Here is a 17,101-nt window from a genome sequence, read left to right on the forward strand (position 1 = left end):
TGTTATACGTATATCAAGCTATCTAAAATTTCTTGTACACTAAGTTCTGCGCAAGCCATTGATGTATCCGCGACTCCGTAATACATTTTAACAACATCGCCTTCCACGAGTGCACCGCAAGAGAATACAACATCGCCGAAGAATCCGTTCTTCTCATAATCCGCTTCCGGCTCCATGATAGGAGCATTGGAGCGCGCAATCACCTTCGAGGGATCATTTAGATCTAACAAGACTGCTCCCATGCAATAACGATGTTCCAGCGTGGCTCCGTGATACAGCTCCAGCCAGCCTTTATCGGTCTTGAATGGAACCGCACCGCCGCCAATCCGGCCGCTATCCCACATCCCCTCACGCAAACCGATCAGATGCTTATGGTTACCCCAATATAATAAGTTGTCCGATTCTGCGATCCATATTTCCGGATCTCCCGTACTTTTCGTTGTTGGACGGTGCAATGCATAATATTTGCCGTTAATTTTCTCTGGGAAAATCAATACGTCTTTATTATCCGGCCCAAAGATCATGCCGTGGTGAGTTACATTCACGAAATCTTTAGTTGATACCAGCGATTCTCCAACGCCCACAGGGGAGACTGCCGAGAAATAAATATAGTAGGTATCCCCAATTTGGGTTACCCGAGGATCTTCTACCCCGAAGGTCTCCAGTGAATTGGAAGGGTACACAAATGGCTTCTCATCCACCGTAAAATGATGTCCATCCTTACTTCGAGCGATTCGGATATAAGATAATGAAGTCAAGTACTGAAATGTAGCACTAGCGGATTTATTCTTAATCACACGCGGATCAGAGAAGTCGAAGCGCTCATCATCTGTATTCAGATCCAAAATATCCAATTCATTGGTCTCCGGATTATAAATCGGAGCTTTCACAATTTTTGGATCCTTACTAATTGGGCGTTCTGCTACACGGAGAAACATTAATATTTCACCATTATAGCTAGCAATACCGGCATTAAATGCACCAATCACTTCAAAGTCATCGTGATACGGCTTAACGTCAGCCGGTGTAATAAGTGGATTTTGTTCATAACGATAGATTTTCATGTTGTAATAACTCCCTTAACCAAATGGATTTCATACTTATAAAATTTCAAATTGAGCAAAAGGATCAGGGATTGTTGCTCGTTGTGCTTCCGCATCGCTGATTCCTGCATATATGTTAGCTGTACCGTCCTCATGACGTACGAGCCCGCCGCTGAACACGACATCCTCCAAATCAGGACGTTTGGCAACGCCTGGCAAGAACTGATTGCGTACAGCGATTAATTGAATATCCGAGTACTCACCTGTTGCCGGATCGATAGCGAATACCATCGGGTAATAGTGACGATCGCCCGAATCATCAAAAGATGCGATATGCCCAAGAACACCGAGCAGTCCGTTCTTTAGCAAGTGTGCTTCATTCGCACCGCCCCACTCTTCATCAACAAACTGTCCATCCAATAACGGTGTTTCTTCGATCAATGGAATGGATAACGCTTCTAACGATGCAATGCGGGTAAAGCCGATTTTACCGCGTCCTCCTTTATCTCCTTGAGGGCGGGTCAGTACTCCGATGCTATCTTTCAGATCCACTAGGCGTAGATCTTTCATGCCATCCGGTCCTTTAAAGAAGGGTTCTAAGCTCGCGATGTTCTTCCCGCGGTAGAATACTGTACGCCACATTAAGGCATCAGCCTTTACTGGATGTGGATAAATTTGAACGCCTCCAACTATCAATTCGCCATTAATTTTCGTGAAAAAAGGATCTTGAAGTTCAAGGGTAGGCGCTCCTTCACGGGGTACCCATTGTCCATCACGTTCGACAAAAAAAACGACATCGGAATGCTCGCTGTCACGGGATTCAACCCGACCCGCAATCACCCACTCACCCTCATCTTGGAATGGAGCTGTAATATTGTAGACATCTTTATGATCTACACCTGTGAATGTTAATTTCTGTGTATTGGTTACGGATACGTCTTTCATCGCGTATTCCATGAGCAGTTGTTCACATGTCTTCACAGCATTCTTGAGCAGTTTCATAATAATAAAGTTCCTCTCTAGTCAAATAATAGCGGCGCACGCATCCATATTGCGGCTTCATTCGGCAACAGAGTTACCAAGTCTGTACCGCTCACTATGTCTCGGCGGCTTGATAATATATTAGTTGCTTGCCCATCCAGCAGCTCACTAGGATCAATCTGTATGCTCTGATTATCGTAATTCAAGGCTACGAGCGCTCTGGTATTGGTTTCTTTCAATGTTCTTACATATAAAATAAGATTGCCTCTGCGTTCCAGTACGTCATAATCCCCGAATTGAAATACATCCTGTGTATTGCGCAAGTGGAGAAGCTTTTTATAATAATGTAATAATGAATTCGGTTGATTGCATTCGAACTCCACGTTTAATTGCTGATAATTTGGGCCCATGCCAATCCATGGTGTTCCTGACGTAAACCCGCCATGTGGACTTGCGTCCCATTGCATTGGTGAGCGAGACGCATCTCTTCCCTTTGCATTCGCAATTTTCAGGGCTTCCGCCCGGGTTATCCCCCGCTGTAGTGCGATTTCATATGCCTTCAATCCTTGGATGTCCCGCATATCTTCCAGCTTATGGGCTACGAAATTCCGCATCCCAATCTCTTCACCGAAATATAAGAAAGGTACCCCTTTTGCGGTCAAGGCCAGCGTTGCCATAAGGCGGGCCCGTTCTTCCTCAATCTCCGCGTCCCCTTCACCAAAACGCGAAATTACGCGGTCCATATCATGACTACCGAAGAATAACGTTGGAACCTGATCTGCACGGTGCACCTTCTCCATCGTCTTAAGCTCGGCGAACAAATTCTCTGGACTAAATTCCTTCTGGCTTCCCAGATTAAAGTTAAAGACCACATCAAACTTACCCGTTCCGCTGTAACGCTTCAGCATATCCATATCTTCAGAGCCGACTTCACCTACCATGAACATTCCGCTATGCGCATGAACAAACCTGCTAATCTCCTCGATGGCATCCATAATTCCATCTTGATTCTGATCATGTACATGCTTCTGCTCACCCGTTACTTCATCCATCGGGTTATCCGGGAATTGATCGGACACCGATAAGAAGTTGATAACATCTAACCGGAAGCCACTTACGCCTTTGCCCAGCCAATAAGCCATAACATCCTTCATCGCTTCTTTAACTTCGGGATTCGCCCAGTTCAAATCGACCTGTTCTTTCGCAAACCCATGATAGTAATACTGTTCTGTTGCAGCATCCCATTCCCACGCGGTTCCACCAAAAAACGATTCCCAGTTATTAGGTACGCTGCCGTTCACAGCGTCCTTCCAAATGTACCAATCCCGCTTCGGGTTCGTCCTTGAAGATCGGGATTCCTTGAACCATGCATGCTCTGAAGACGTATGATTCAGGACAAGATCGGCAATCACTCTGATCCCGCGAGCCTTCGCTTCCTGAATAAACCGTTCGAAATCTTCCATCGTTCCAAAGTCTGGATCAATCTGACAATAATCTGCAATGTCATACCCGTTATCTACTTTTGGAGACTTATAGAACGGCGTCAGCCAAATCCCTCCGATACCAAGTTCCCGCAAATAATCCAGCTTGGAAGTAAGACCGCCGAAATCACCAATCCCATCCCCGTTACTATCACAGAAGCTTGGCATATACACTTCATAGAATACCGTCCCTTTCCACCACGGCTGTTCCAACCGATAACCCCTCCTGTGCAGACCTATTTCAAGTTAAATTGCATGCCTTCCTGGAACTTCTTGCCGAAAATAATGAACAAAATAATGATTGGCAAGGTGAGCATCACTGCACCGGCATACATCGGACCCGGATACGATTGATACGGACCGAACATCTGAGATAATAAAACGTTCAATGTTAACATGCCGTCACTTCGGACAACGATCATATCCCATAAGAGCTCTGTCCAGCGTTCCATTAAAAGGAATAGGAATACAACGGTCGTAATGGACTTCGACATCGGCATCATAATCTTATACAGGATTTTGAAATCGGATGCCCCATCCAGCTTGGCGGCTTCAATGAAGGCATCGGGTACCGCCTTAAAGAAGTTGGTGTACATGAAGATCCCCCATAAACTCATTGCCTTGGGAATAATGAGCGCCCAATACGTATCGAACAATCCTACTTTTTGAATAATCAAAAAGTTAGGGATGATCAGAATGATTGCCGGAAAGAACATATGAAACAACACAAAGTTGTTAATAGAGTCTCTCCCGCGGAATTTCAGCTTCGCCAACGCATAAGCGACCATAATCGCGAACATCATCATTAAGGCTGTAGATACCAGGGAAACGAACACACTGTTAAAGAAGGCGTGAATCCATGGTCTTGTAATCCCGGTCTCACCACCTGTAAAGAGCCATTGATACGAGCGCAGCGTAAATTTCGTCGGTATCAGCTTCCGGTCTACCTGTGACCAATCTGCAAGTGAGTTCAATACCATATATAAATAGGGGAATACCATAATCACGAGCAGTACGATCGCAATCAGATAGCGGATCGACAGCCGGAGCTTGATGTTTGAATTAGACCCAACCATTGCGCTTACCCCACATTTCCAGAATTTTTCGGATTACGAATATAGATATAAATGTCGCAACCGCAGCCATAATCGCGATAGCTGATGCGTAACCTGCCTGCAGGTTCTTAAATGCTTGACTGTATATTTCCATTTGCCATGTATTCGTTGCATAGTTCGGTCCGCCGCCTGTTAATTGGTAGACCTCAGTAAAGATACCGAATGTTGCACCAAAGGATAAAATTAAGGTTGTATAAATCGCAGGGTAAAGCAAAGGTAACGTAATTCTCCAGAACCTTTGGCTGTCCTTCACGCCATCAATTGCCGCTGCTTCATATACTTCCTGATCAATGCTTTCTAAACCTGAAGTAAGAATTAACGCATAGTAACCTGTAAATTTCCAAGCCATAATCATCGCAACGACGAACAATGCCGAGAAAGATCCGCCGAGCCAATCAATATCAAGACCTAACCGATCCCTTAGAAACGTCTGAACAGGACTTGTATGTGACAAAAAGCCTTTAACAATAAGGGATGCAACAACCCCTGAGGATAGGTAAGGCAAGAAGAATCCAATAAGAAATACGGTTTTTAATTTAGGTAAGCCTTTTACAATTACCGCTACAAAAAGCGACATGGCTGTGACAATCGGTACAAATACGATCATAAATTTGTACGTTACCCAAAATGCCGATCTTACCCCTGGTGTGCCTAATGCTTTGGTAAAGTTCTTGAACCCTACAAAATCATAAGTTGGTGAAATCAAGTCCCAGTTAGTAAAAGACAAATATAGAGACCAAATAAGCGGGCCCAAGAAAAACACAGTCGAAAAAATAAGGTAAGGGCTGGCAAAAAGCCAGCCTAACCGATTATTATTTTTTTCAATCATTATTGAAGTTCCCCTTCAATCGCCTTCTTCATATTGTCCCAACCCGTTTTTGGATCAATCTCACCACGAACGATTTTGTTAAAGGCCTCTTGACCAATAAAGGTTTGCAATTCGTTGAATTTTGGATTGTCCATGGATGGAACAGCATTCGGGATTGCTTTTGCATACTCTTGCAATACAGGCGTTTTTTCAAATACTGGTTTAAACACTTCATTTGTACCTACATCATCACGTGCTGGAGGCAAGTTTGTTTCTTGGAAAAAGGCAACATCGTTTTGGTCATCCGAATATACCCACTTGATGAATTCTATTGCAGCAGCTTGTTGCTCTGGACTTGCCGATGCATAGATAACAATTCCTTTAGCATCCGCAAATGTTTTTGCATTCGCTGGATCCATACCGTCAGGTACAGGAGGCAATGTTACTTCAAAGTTCTCCTTGTACTGAAGCTCTGGATATTTCTCAGCCCATGTGCTGAATGTCCAAGGTCCTACATCCGTAAATACGCCCACTCCATTTTCAAAAGGTTCTGTTACATTCTGAGACAGCAGCCCTTTCTCCTTACGAAGATTGTCCACGAAAGTAAGAACGTCTACACCAGCTTTTTCATCGCCAACAAACTGGCTGCCTTCAATGAATTTGTTGCCATCTGAAGCGGCATTGTACAGCATAAAGAAGTCGAACCATCTTTTCCAAGAGGTAGGGTCTGCTAAGTCAGGTTTCGCCCAAAGATATTTATCCGGGTATTTTGCTTTTAATTTTTTCGTTGCCTCAATCACTTCACTGTATGTTCTTGGAACTTCGTTCACACCAGCTTCTTTCAAAATATCCGTTCTCCATCCGAACAACATTGCATTGGAGTAGATTGGAAGAACATATTGATGGCCATCGGCAAATTCCCAAGGCTCAATCGTTTTGGTCATATTACGTTTTGTCACAATATCATTGAAGCCAGCAATCGTATCCAATGGAACTAACGCCTTGCTGTTCGCAAGTTGTGCTGCAAAACCACGGCTAATATTCTCAGTCATCGTCGGAGCGCTTCCACCTGCGATTGCGGCTTGGATACTTGCCTCAGAAGTAGGGGACTCCTTGATGGCACTTACGTTAATTTTCACCTTAGGGTTAACAGTCTCATACTCTTTGGCGATTTTCTGCCAATATGCTTGTTGAGTCGGGTTAGGTGCAGCCCAGAACTCAATAGTTGTTACTCCATCTGCTGACGTGCCTGAATTACTGCTCTTTGATCCACAACCGGCAAGAATCGTGAATACAAGCGTAAGTGCAAGCATTACTGAAAGCTTCTTCTTCATAAAATAAACCCTCCCTGAGTATCGATGCACATCAGTGCAGCATTTTGTAATTCCTAGATATAGTTTTGTAACGTTACAAAATTAGATGAATATATACCTGTAAGCGACTTTGTAAGCGTTACAATTGCTATTATTATAGTTTTCAGCGAAAATGTCAACCTGTTATTCGAGTATTAATGAAAAAGACACAATTAATCACATTACAAATTAACTTTACTTAAATAGTTTGTAATGTTAAAATAATTTATAGTTGTAATGTAGTTTTACAGCATAATCTTTAGTATTATGAGAGACAGTATGGAAGAATATTCATTACACTTCTAATTAGAAAGGACGTATCTTCGCATGAAGGTGAAGGTAACAATGCAAGATATCGCCGATCGATTGAATATATCGAAGAACTCTGTTTCTCAGGCTCTGTCCGGTAAAGACGGTGTGAGTGAGGAAACGAGACAATTAATTATCGATACTGCGAATGAAATGGGTTACACCTATTCGCGAGGGCGCAAAAGCACAGAAGAAGAAGCTGGAACCTTTGTCATTTTGGCATCAGAATTTGCATTTTCCAAACGTAACTTTTTTGGAGAAATTTATTTGAGTATTGAGAAGGAAGCAGCGAAGCGAAATAAGCGTATGGTTATTCAATCTATTGATCATCACGCTTCCGAACAATTGATTCTGCCTCCTATATTATTTGATCCTTCCGTAGAAGGAATCTTGATTCTGTCCCATATTACGACCCCATATATTCAAGCAGTGACGGACACAGGGATTCCCACCGTGTTAATTGATCACCATCACCCTGATCTTAAGGCCGATAGTATTCTCACCAATAATCGTTATGCCGCTTATACAGCGGTGCAGCATTTAATTGAATTGGGACATAGCCGTATTGGCTTCATCGGCAATATTCAATTCTCACCAAGCTATTACGAGCGTTTAGAAGGTTATCGCCTGGCTCTATACCAATCTGCAATTGAATACAATCCAATATGGGTGTTCGATCGTGCCATTGAAGAAATGGATGATGTGTTCAACGCTGTACAAAAGTTGGATAAGCAGCCTACGGCTTGGTTCTGTGTCAATGATGGCTTTGGGTTCTTGATCAATTCCGTGATGTACAAGCTTGGGTATCAGATCCCCCAAGATGTATCTATTGTGAGCTTTGATAATGGACAGTTATCACGGATAACAACTCCTTTGACTACAACGATGGATGTAGATTTGTCTTACTTTGGACGAAAAGCTATAGAACAACTCTTCTGGCGCATTGATCATCCCGAGGAGCCTTTTATAGAAGTTCTCCTTCCTACCAATCTAATCATTCGGGAATCCACACAACATCCAAATACATAATCAGTTCATATAGACAGGAATGTTGTATGGAGAATAAATACACGCACATCACAAAAAGGGAGGGTCACACGAGCCATGAAATGGCTGTGGAACTCTCCCTTTACTTTCAGATTAGGATGTATGTTGACGCTCGTTGTGATCACTACGTGAATGGACCGTTGTTCCATTCACCCTACTACCAATATCCTCGGATTCCGGTCTGCATGCGGATCAGCGCTTCCAAATAATAATAGTCTCCCCAAATCATATGGCCATCAGGCACACGTCCACCTCTGACATGATAGGAACCATGCTTTAGAAGTCCCTCCGCCTCTGGATCTCCAGATGTCGCATAATGTTCCACCAGAGATTTCATGCTGCGGAGTAGTGCCTCTTCATAAATAGCCCGGTCCGGGTCATCTGCGTCCAGAATGTCCAGCAGTTCCAAGAGGCCGGAAGCCGCGATCGCAGAAGCTGAGCTGTCACGAGGGGTCCCCGCTTCCACATGCACATCGAAATCCCAATAAGCCACACTATCCTCCGGAAGATGGCTTATAAAATAATGAGCCAGGCTTTTAGAGGTATTAAGAAAGTCTTCCTCTCGTGTATAACGATAAGCCAGGGCAAATCCGTATATTCCCCACGCTTGACCACGTGTCCAGGTCGATCCATCCTCATAGCCTTGATGTGTTCCTCCACGAATTGCACTTCCTGTAGCTGGATCAAAGTAAAAAGTATGATAAGAGGAAGCATCCCCACGCACAAGAAATTTCCGGCTCTTTAACGCATGTTCGAGTGCTATATCATAATAGCGATTGTCCCCCGTTTCCTCCGCAGCCCAGAACAGCAGAGGCAAATTCATCAAGCAGTCAATAATGATACGTCCCCCATTCTCGGGGTCACTCTCTAAACCCCAGGCCTGGAGGATTCCAGCGTTTTCACGCCAGCGCTTGCATAGTGCATCCGCAGCCTGTAGACCGACAGCTCGGGCTTCTTCGCTGCCTGTTATTTTCCACTCTGCTACTGCAGTCAGTGAGTACAAAAAGCCAATATCATGATGGTCCAGGGCGATGTGATGATCCAGACGATGCTTAAAGTCTCCTAACCAAGAAGCTGCCGCCTCCTTATAGAATGAATCTTTGCTATATTCATAAGCAAGCCACATCATGCCAACATAGAACCCCTCTATCCAATCGTCATTGTCTCCCCATTCGTATTGTTGCCCCTCAGCGATATGAGGCAGTTTGCCCGGATGGTTAGTAATGTTACTCCCAATTTTGTGAATTGCATCCTCAATGGCCTTAGTCCACATCTTTGTTGCTCCTTTCCAATAAATCAACAGTATGCAAAAGTGCATCGTTACTAGGATCGTATACAGCAATCCTTCCGTCTGACTGCCACTGAATAAGCGGCGGCGAAGCCAGACTGGCCTGATTCTCCGGAGTATTCGTTGCTCCAAAGACAGCAGATATCAGTACCTGATCTCCCGGCTCCAATCTGGAGATCAAACTCGGAAGAAACGTCCGAGGCTTCAGCAGATTAGTATTCGGTTCGGGTAGCACGCATTCTCCCCGGTCAAAACCGCTTAGCATATGTATGGCACTGATTCCCCAAGGCAATTGCACCGAGACAGCAGTGTTAGATACATGAATGGTTTCCCGGTCACTGCGTGAGAAACCAGCAGACTGGCCAATGGCAAATCCACCCTCCGCTACGTCGAGACACCGGGCGCTGTGAATGCTGTGAATACGGACATGCCACAGACCCGCTGGAATAATCCATGTCTTCACATGTACATCGCTCCAGGGATGCCAGCGTGAATATACATAATTCTCTCCAATTTCCCACGTCTCGCAGAATCTGCGTACCCGGTAATGTTCATCGCATTCACACAATGCTAATGTAGAGTCGTAAGCGCCTTGAACTAAGCCATAACCCGCCTTCGGCACACTGAATCCGAACAGCGTGGAGTAAGCAAACTTGGAATATTTAGCTGCGCTATGGGCCATATCAAAGTTAGCCATCTGACCAGAGGTATAGGCAATAACATGCTTATTTCCTTCTGGACGACTCACCAGCATACGCGCCTCTTGAAGCGGCAGTTGATCTTTCAATACAGGCAGTGGTTCTTCTTCCGCTTGCCAAAAAGGATGATCGTCCGGCAAGGCAAGAATAAGCATAGCTTTAAAGGCCCAATACGGTGATCCGGGGGCATTGTAGTTCTCCGTCATTACCAGATTCGGGTACGCATATCCTATACTTAGTAATCCGTCTATTCCCATAATAGGCTTCTCAAACCACCAACGAAAATGACGCATTATAATTCCTTTGAGAACGCCATATGAAAAAGGAAGGACCTCGGCATACACCAGTGCACTCCAGAAAGAGACCTGCGCAAAACGATAGGTCAGACTACGCCCGAAAGGAATCGCACTTCCGTCCTCAGCAAACCAATACATAAAATCTTTGGCAAATCGCGCGGATCTTTCCCGGTAAACTGCAGCCCTCTGAGGATCATCATCCGCCATCAATTTAGCATATATCAGCGTATAATAATGCATAGCAAAAGCAATATAATAGTCTCTCTGATCGGTCAGCCCATCGGAATACCAGCCATCACTCAAGTAGTAGGTATCTATCTTCTCCAAATAATGATTCATTATCTCTTGATCGTAGGGCAATCCGACTTTCTTAAAGCCCACATTCACAAGAACCGTGAACATCAGCCAGTTATTCGGGTTCGAACGATCCACATGATTGATCTGGTTCAACCAGTTATATACCTGCATTTTCTGAACATCACTCAGCGGCTCCCACAGCTTATGCGGCGCAAGAGCAAGCCCCAGTCCCAGCACAGCCTGTTCCACCATACGCTGGTCTTTGGTTGAGAATTCACCCCAGTATTCTTCATGTTCAGGGTCAGTCCCATTGACGATCCCCTCGAGGAACTTCGGCCAAAGCGCACTCTCCCCTCCCCCGCTGGCATGGGGAACAAGCCCCCATAACGGACGAGCGAAGGCTTCCATAAGTGCGGTAGCTTCATTGTATATTGATCCTGTAGCTCCCATATCGATTCCTGCACATCCAGAAGTAAATCGACTATCCAGCGGAGCATATAGGTCATTTAAGAACATTTGTAATTCATTTTTAGTACCCTTCAGTTCCACAGTAATGGTTCCTCCAATCCAAACTTAATGCCAAGCCGCATATTCACTAGGCCTCATGCCCATTTCCCGTTTAAACAGCTTGATAAAATAACTTTTGTTGGCATATCCCAGATACTCGGAGATCTCTTCCACAGTCTTTCCAGACTGATTAAGCAGCTCTTTTGCCTTCTGAAGCTTTAGCATATTTACATATTCGATGAAATTCTGGTTTGTTTCCCGTTTGAACAAGCGGCTGAAATAGCTGGCATTCAAGTTCAGGCGTCCAGCCATGTCCTCCAGCGTTATTTTCTCCGTTACATGACTGATCACGAACTGCTGGGCTTTAATAACCTCGCTGCGTTTAGACTTGATAGAGAATATACTTATTTTCCGCACTAATTCTTCCAAGTACTGAACTAGCCACTCTTCCAAATGCTCGAGGGTATCAATGTCACTCACCACGCTAAACAGCTTTTCATCGGCCATAGGCAATGGAGACTGCAGCAGCTGTTTCGTCTTCAATTGCAAGTCCATCAGCAACCGGAGAACACATTCCTTAACTTCATTTGGATGAAACTTTTGCATTGCCACCCATTCTCGCCATTCCTTTACATGAACACGAAGCTCTGTTTCCCTATTCAAGGCAATATCATCATTAATAACAGCGTACAGACTTCCATATTCGGCATAAATATCATCCCGCGAAAAGCTAATCTCTTCAAAACGGTGAATGCCCGCCGCCGGAAAATAAAACCGCTGGATCTTCTCCTTTAGCATCCGCTGCAGTGTTCCGCGAATTTCCTCAGGACTGCGCGCCTCAGCACCAAATATGCAGGAGACAGACAGCTTGAGATATTTCTGTACTGCAGAGGCTGCATTTTGAATGGAATGATAGATCGCTTGGTGGTCTCTGGAAGACTGGTCGCTGCAGAAAAGAATAACAATCTCCTTATGGCTGTATCTCGAAATAAATAAACTGTGATCAGTCTCAAGCACTTCCTGCATAATATTCTCGACGGCAAAAGAAATCGTATATTCACTCATACGGCGCACCCGTGAGGCTTCCTCTGGACGGTCAATCACTATAAGCATTGGAATGTAGGTCTTGGCATGGATCATAATTCCGTTTGACCGGGCTTGCTCGATCCAAGCTACCTTGTCCCAAGATTGGTATAACGTATCTTTTAGAAACTTTTCTTTTAGCGCAGCACGGTTTTGTGATTGCTTTTGCTTATATACCTGCATCTCGGTATGCTGCTGCCTGTTCAGACCCACTTCCTTCACAAGTGTTCTGAGTGCATGTTCCAGCTGCTCGATATTCAGTGATTCTTTTAAAATATATTCTCCTACGTTTAATTTCAGCGCCTGCTGAGCGTATTTGAACTCGTTGTGGCAGGACAGAATAATCGCACGAATCCCGGGCTTCATCGCTCTGAATTTCTCAAGCATCTCCAGTCCGTTCATCTTAGGCATACCAATATCGGTGATAATTAGATCCGGTGGATTCTGCCGTGCTTTTTCCCAAGCCTCAAGACCGCTATAATAACATCCGGTGAGTTCAATCCCGAGCTCACTCCATGACACGGCCTGCGACAAATAACGGATAACCGGATAGTCATCATCCACCAAAATTGCCGTCAGCATTCTCTATACCCACCTTTCCGTAGTTCAGTGGAAACTCCAAACAAATCTCCGTACCCACATCAGGTTCGCTTGATATATTCAACTTAAATGAAGCACCATAAATCATACTGAGGCGTTGGGCCACATTACGTAAGCCTATGCCGGAGAATCCTTTTCTGTCCTCTTCTGCAATTTGCTCACTACTGTATGCGGTTTCACGAAGTCTTTTTAAATTCTCCTGTGACATTCCGATACCATTATCCTTAATGGTGATAACCAAGGTTCCTGTAGTTGCAATAATACGAGCTTCAATAAAGATCTCACCACCAAACTGCTCGAAACCATGGATGATGGCATTCTCGATCATAGGCTGAATCATAAACCGAGGCACCAGTGCTTCAGCAGTTCCGTCTGCTAAATTCATTTCCAGCCTGACCTGATTGGCATGACGAAAATTCATCAAAGTCACATAATGAGATATCGTATCTGTCTCCTCACGAAGCGGGATAAACTCATTGTCTCTGTTAAAGGTCATACGGAGCAAAGACGACAACGAACCAATCAACTCGGCGTTCTCCTTGTCTCCTTGCATCAGAATATTTAACCGGATCGAATTCAACAGATTAAACATAAAGTGCGGATTGATCTGTGCCTGCAGCATTTCCAGTTCAGCTTTTCTTTTCCCTGTTTGCTCATAGGTGATTTGTTCAATCATGGACTCGATTCGATCTAGCATTTGGTCGATGGTACGGGCCAGCTGTGCCGCCTCATTATTCCCACGGATTAACGAACGTTCATCCAGTTGACCACGACCTATTCGCTTTACAAAAGCACTTAATTTCACGATGGGCTGAGTCAACTTAGAGATTAGAACGGTTAAGAGAACGGAAAAGAAGGTAAAGAATAGAATTTGCACGGCTAAGCTGATAAATAAAATCTGTTTATTCTTTGACAATGCCGCCTTCATAGGGATAATGCTCACCATCTGCCATCTGTTGCTGCTCAGCTCCTGGTCAACATACAAAAATTTCTCCCCACTGATCTGGACAGTATCAAGCCGGCCTTCCTTTTTCCACCACGTCATTGTTTCACCAATTCGGGCTGGATCAGCATGTGAGACTACAGTTCCCTTGTCATCCAAAAGCATCATCTCTTTGCCATTGTCATTGTTCAGATAAGGGCGGAGTTTACGCTCATTGATGTTAATAATCATATATCCGATCGTGCTGCTGGAGGTCGATTGTATAGGTCTCGCAATAGTTACCCAATTGGCTGAGCCCTTATCAGAATAGTTGTAGTAGGTGTCGTGCTCCGCTCTCCAGAAAGTCGAAATCGGCTGAGTTTGTTTCAATAGTGACATCCAACGCTCGCTATAAAAGGTTTTCGGATTAAAGTCGCTATAAGGATAACTCGTATAAATAAATCCATTCTTACCGATCAGCGTCACTTTCAAATACTCTGAAAGAACGAACATATCATCCAGCATCCGCGACATACGGTTATACTGGATGATCTCTTTCGCTGAATGGAGCGACTCTGGAACAGCAGACATCATCTGCCTGATTTCGCTGTTCTGAAGCACAAAATTGGACTGCTCCAGCGTTTGTTCAAAAATGGCATTCATATTGGCACTGGACGCATTGAGAGATTCTCTTGCGCTGCCAACGGCCTTCTCCAGAATCAGATCCCGGGTTAAATAATCTGTAACCATGTAAATGCAGACTAGCGGGATCAGTACGCAAATCATTGAAGACCAGACAAGTTTCATTCGAAGTGATTGATGCTTTCTAAACACGGATGACAGGCCCCATATCTGTTTTAAATTTGGAGCAGGAGGCAGAAATGCTTTCCTGCCCCCACATTATAAGCCCCCTTGGGGAAGCGTACAATCAGTCTCCGCCTACTTTCCGCTGTTGTTCTGAACGACTTCCGAAATTTTCTTATCGATATTGGCAACTGTGACATCCAGATCCTGTTGGCCAAGGAGATACATTTCCGCTTCTGGAATAACGTTGTTCTTAGCTTCATCCGCATATTTAGCCGGAACTTGCGTCGCACCAGGTGCCGAATTCTCCATCGTATATTTCAGGGAATCAACATCAATCATAGATGAATCCTTAGAACCACTCACAATCGTATCCACCAATTTGTTCGTATCCGATTTCGCCCAGCCAGAGAAGACACGTCCGCCAATTTCCAGTCCTTCTGAGGTATACCAGCGTACAAAGGTGTAAGCAGCTTCCTTATGCTTGGATTTAGCAGCGATCCCCATATAGGTTGGCTGAACAGGTGAGTAATGTTTGCTCTCACTATCCAGTCGAGGGATCGGCGCAAACGCGGTAACGAAGGTTGCTGGAATGGCATCCGTACCACCCGATTCCGCAACCATCCAGTCACCCATCGGAAGCATCGCTGCTAAACCATTAAAATACTGATTCCGGTAGGCAAGCTTCTGCGAAATAATATCCTCGTAAGGAGTAGCACTCTTATCTTCGTACATCATTTTCTTCATCATCTGCAGATTAGCCTTAAATTGCGGGTCCAGAGCATTGGAGGTTCCGTCAGATTTTAGAAAAGTATTATCCTCAGGTTTACTCATCAGCTGGAGTTGGAAATAATCTGGCCAATTGTGCAGATATGCGCCAAAACGCTTCGTTGCGCCCTCACCCTTGGTCAATTTCTTGGCATACTCTTCGAAATCCGCCCAAGTCCAATCGGTCGGAACCGGCAGACCAGCCTCATCTAGCATTTCTTTGTTAAGAAGCACGAACCAGCGCTGCATAGATGACGGTAACGCATAGACTTTGCCATTGACCGTAGTGTCCACTAGATATTCATCGGAGAGCTTATACCCTTCTTTCTGAATATATTCGTCCATCGGTGCTAACACACCGATATCTGCACGCTGCGAATAGTTGGTATACGGCAGTTCGACAATATCCAGCGGGTCACTTGCAGCGGCCATCAAATCCAGCTTCTGCATAGAGGCTACAGAATCGCCTTTTTCATTCAGTAGATCCACTTCTACATGAATGTCGGGATGCGCCTTCTCAAACTCTGCGATAATCGTGCTCCACTTCGCTTTGGCTTCCGTCTGCCAGGTACTCAGCTTCAGCGTAACCTTCTCTGCTGCAGGCTCCTTATTTCCACCAGCATCAGGCGCATCTGTTGCTCCTGCATTATTTGTTTTCGCATTTCCACCGCAAGCGGCCAATGACAACGCCATAGATGTGATCATAAGCACGGATAATAATTTCTTTTTCATATAGACCCTCCTATAAATGTGTTGGGTATACCTCGCTTTACAGCCAAAGCTATGTAACTGCTTACAAGAACATCCTAACATGCAGGATAGACGAGGAAAGTTCTCATATTCTACCGAAGAGAAACTATTTTGACTTTTATTATCCTTTCACGCCTCCGAGGGCAATTCCCTCAATAACCTGCTTCTGACCGAGAGCAAAAATAATCAGCAGTGGCAGAATTGCAGATACCGCACCAGCCATCATGAGGGAATAAACATCCCCGTATTGGTCCCCAAACAACCGAATACCTAACTGAATAGTAAACAGCTCTTTAGATTTCAAAAAAATGAGTGGATACTGATAGTCGTTCCAGGTCCAGATAAAACGCAGAATAGCGTAAGTAGCTACAGCGGGACGGATCAGCGGAAATGCAATTTGTAGAAAAGAACGAAAATGACCTGCTCCATCCATCCGCGCCGATTCAAGATACTCGTTGTTTACCCCCATAAAAAATTGCTTGAGCATAAACGCACCGATAATACTAAAGCTGTTAATTAAGATCAATCCTAAATGCGTATCAATCAGATTCAGCCAGTTAAATAGTAGAAACTGTGGAACCAGCGAAGCCTGCGGAGGAACCATGTAAAGGGCCAATACAACTACAAACATCGCATCTCTACCCGGAAAACGCAGCTTGGAGAACCCATAAGCAGCCAGTGCGCATATCAGCACATTAATTATAGTCGTTGCCAGCGTAATATAAATGGAATTTCCGTAATAACGAGCGAAATCACCTGACCAAACCTGTTTATAATTCTCAATGAGGTTCCACTGCTGTGGCAGCCATTGTATCGGAAAATCAAACACATCTTTCTCCAGTTTAAAGGAAGTGGATAACATCCATAGAAACGGTAAAAGAAATGCGATACCTAGCAGTCCCATTGCGATTGTCCAGAACGTTCTGGATAGAAGCTCTTTTCTCACTGTAAT

Annotated in this window: 13 protein-coding genes; 1 reads left to right on the forward strand and 12 read right to left on the reverse strand. The window is 44.5% G+C overall.

Annotation, left to right across the window (positions count from 1 at the left end):
- Nucleotides 1–2: 2 nt before the first annotated feature.
- From MKY99_RS22495 to MKY99_RS22520, 6 genes are all read right to left on the reverse strand, one after another.
- Entirely contained in the window at nt 3–1,064 is a 1,062-nt protein-coding gene (locus MKY99_RS22495) for a glycoside hydrolase family 130 protein (protein WP_339266434.1), read from the reverse strand.
- Nucleotides 1,065–1,100: 36 nt separating this feature from the next.
- Nucleotides 1,101–2,000 (reverse strand): DUF1861 family protein, encoded by a 900-nt coding sequence (locus MKY99_RS22500; protein ID WP_256716407.1) that lies wholly within the window; start codon nt 1,998–2,000, stop codon nt 1,101–1,103.
- Between the two features lie 62 nt (nt 2,001–2,062).
- Nucleotides 2,063–3,718, reverse strand: a complete 1,656-nt coding sequence (locus MKY99_RS22505; RefSeq protein WP_339266436.1) for an alpha-glucosidase — start codon at nt 3,716–3,718, stop codon at nt 2,063–2,065.
- Nucleotides 3,719–3,741: 23 nt separating this feature from the next.
- The gene (locus MKY99_RS22510; protein WP_076284699.1) at nt 3,742–4,581 is read right to left on the reverse strand and encodes a carbohydrate ABC transporter permease; all 840 of its coding nucleotides are present in this window, start codon (nt 4,579–4,581) and stop codon (nt 3,742–3,744) included.
- The gene (locus MKY99_RS22515; protein WP_179085781.1) at nt 4,568–5,446 is read right to left on the reverse strand and encodes a sugar ABC transporter permease; all 879 of its coding nucleotides are present in this window, start codon (nt 5,444–5,446) and stop codon (nt 4,568–4,570) included. Before MKY99_RS22515 ends, MKY99_RS22510 begins: the two co-directional genes overlap by 14 nt.
- Before the next feature lie 2 nt (nt 5,447–5,448).
- A complete protein-coding gene (locus MKY99_RS22520; RefSeq protein ID WP_339266439.1) occupies nt 5,449–6,762 on the reverse strand; it encodes an ABC transporter substrate-binding protein in 1,314 nt (437 codons plus the stop codon).
- Nucleotides 6,763–7,107: 345 nt separating this feature from the next.
- Here MKY99_RS22520 and MKY99_RS22525 point away from each other — a divergent pair, with 345 nt between their 5' ends.
- A complete protein-coding gene (locus MKY99_RS22525; RefSeq protein WP_339266441.1) occupies nt 7,108–8,118 on the forward strand; it encodes a LacI family DNA-binding transcriptional regulator in 1,011 nt (336 codons plus the stop codon).
- Nucleotides 8,119–8,293: 175 nt separating this feature from the next.
- On the opposite strand, the gene MKY99_RS22530 is transcribed toward MKY99_RS22525, so the two are convergent.
- The 6 genes from MKY99_RS22530 to MKY99_RS22555 form a co-directional block, all read right to left on the reverse strand.
- The gene (locus MKY99_RS22530) at nt 8,294–9,409 is read right to left on the reverse strand and encodes a glycoside hydrolase family 88 protein (protein WP_339266443.1); all 1,116 of its coding nucleotides are present in this window, start codon (nt 9,407–9,409) and stop codon (nt 8,294–8,296) included.
- Nucleotides 9,399–11,264 carry a DUF2264 domain-containing protein gene (locus tag MKY99_RS22535; RefSeq protein ID WP_339266445.1) on the reverse strand — a complete coding sequence of 622 codons (1,866 nt, stop codon included), beginning with the start codon at nt 11,262–11,264 and terminating at the stop codon, nt 9,399–9,401. The genes MKY99_RS22530 and MKY99_RS22535 overlap by 11 nt, the downstream gene beginning before the upstream one ends.
- A gap of 24 nt (nt 11,265–11,288) precedes the next feature.
- Nucleotides 11,289–12,887: a helix-turn-helix domain-containing protein gene (locus tag MKY99_RS22540; RefSeq protein ID WP_339266447.1), complete on the reverse strand. Its 1,599-nt coding sequence runs from the start codon at nt 12,885–12,887 to the stop codon at nt 11,289–11,291.
- Nucleotides 12,862–14,634 (reverse strand): sensor histidine kinase, encoded by a 1,773-nt coding sequence (locus MKY99_RS22545; protein WP_339266449.1) that lies wholly within the window; start codon nt 14,632–14,634, stop codon nt 12,862–12,864. The genes MKY99_RS22540 and MKY99_RS22545 overlap by 26 nt, the downstream gene beginning before the upstream one ends.
- A 132-nt stretch (nt 14,635–14,766) precedes the next feature.
- Nucleotides 14,767–16,131 carry an extracellular solute-binding protein gene (locus tag MKY99_RS22550; protein WP_339266451.1) on the reverse strand — a complete coding sequence of 455 codons (1,365 nt, stop codon included), beginning with the start codon at nt 16,129–16,131 and terminating at the stop codon, nt 14,767–14,769.
- Between the two features lie 139 nt (nt 16,132–16,270).
- Nucleotides 16,271–17,053: a carbohydrate ABC transporter permease gene (locus MKY99_RS22555; RefSeq protein ID WP_042194330.1), complete on the reverse strand. Its 783-nt coding sequence runs from the start codon at nt 17,051–17,053 to the stop codon at nt 16,271–16,273.
- Between the last annotated feature and the right edge of the window lie 48 nt (nt 17,054–17,101).

This window comes from Paenibacillus sp. FSL R5-0470, from assembly GCF_037975205.1.
GTDB lineage: Bacteria > Bacillota > Bacilli > Paenibacillales > Paenibacillaceae > Paenibacillus_AQ.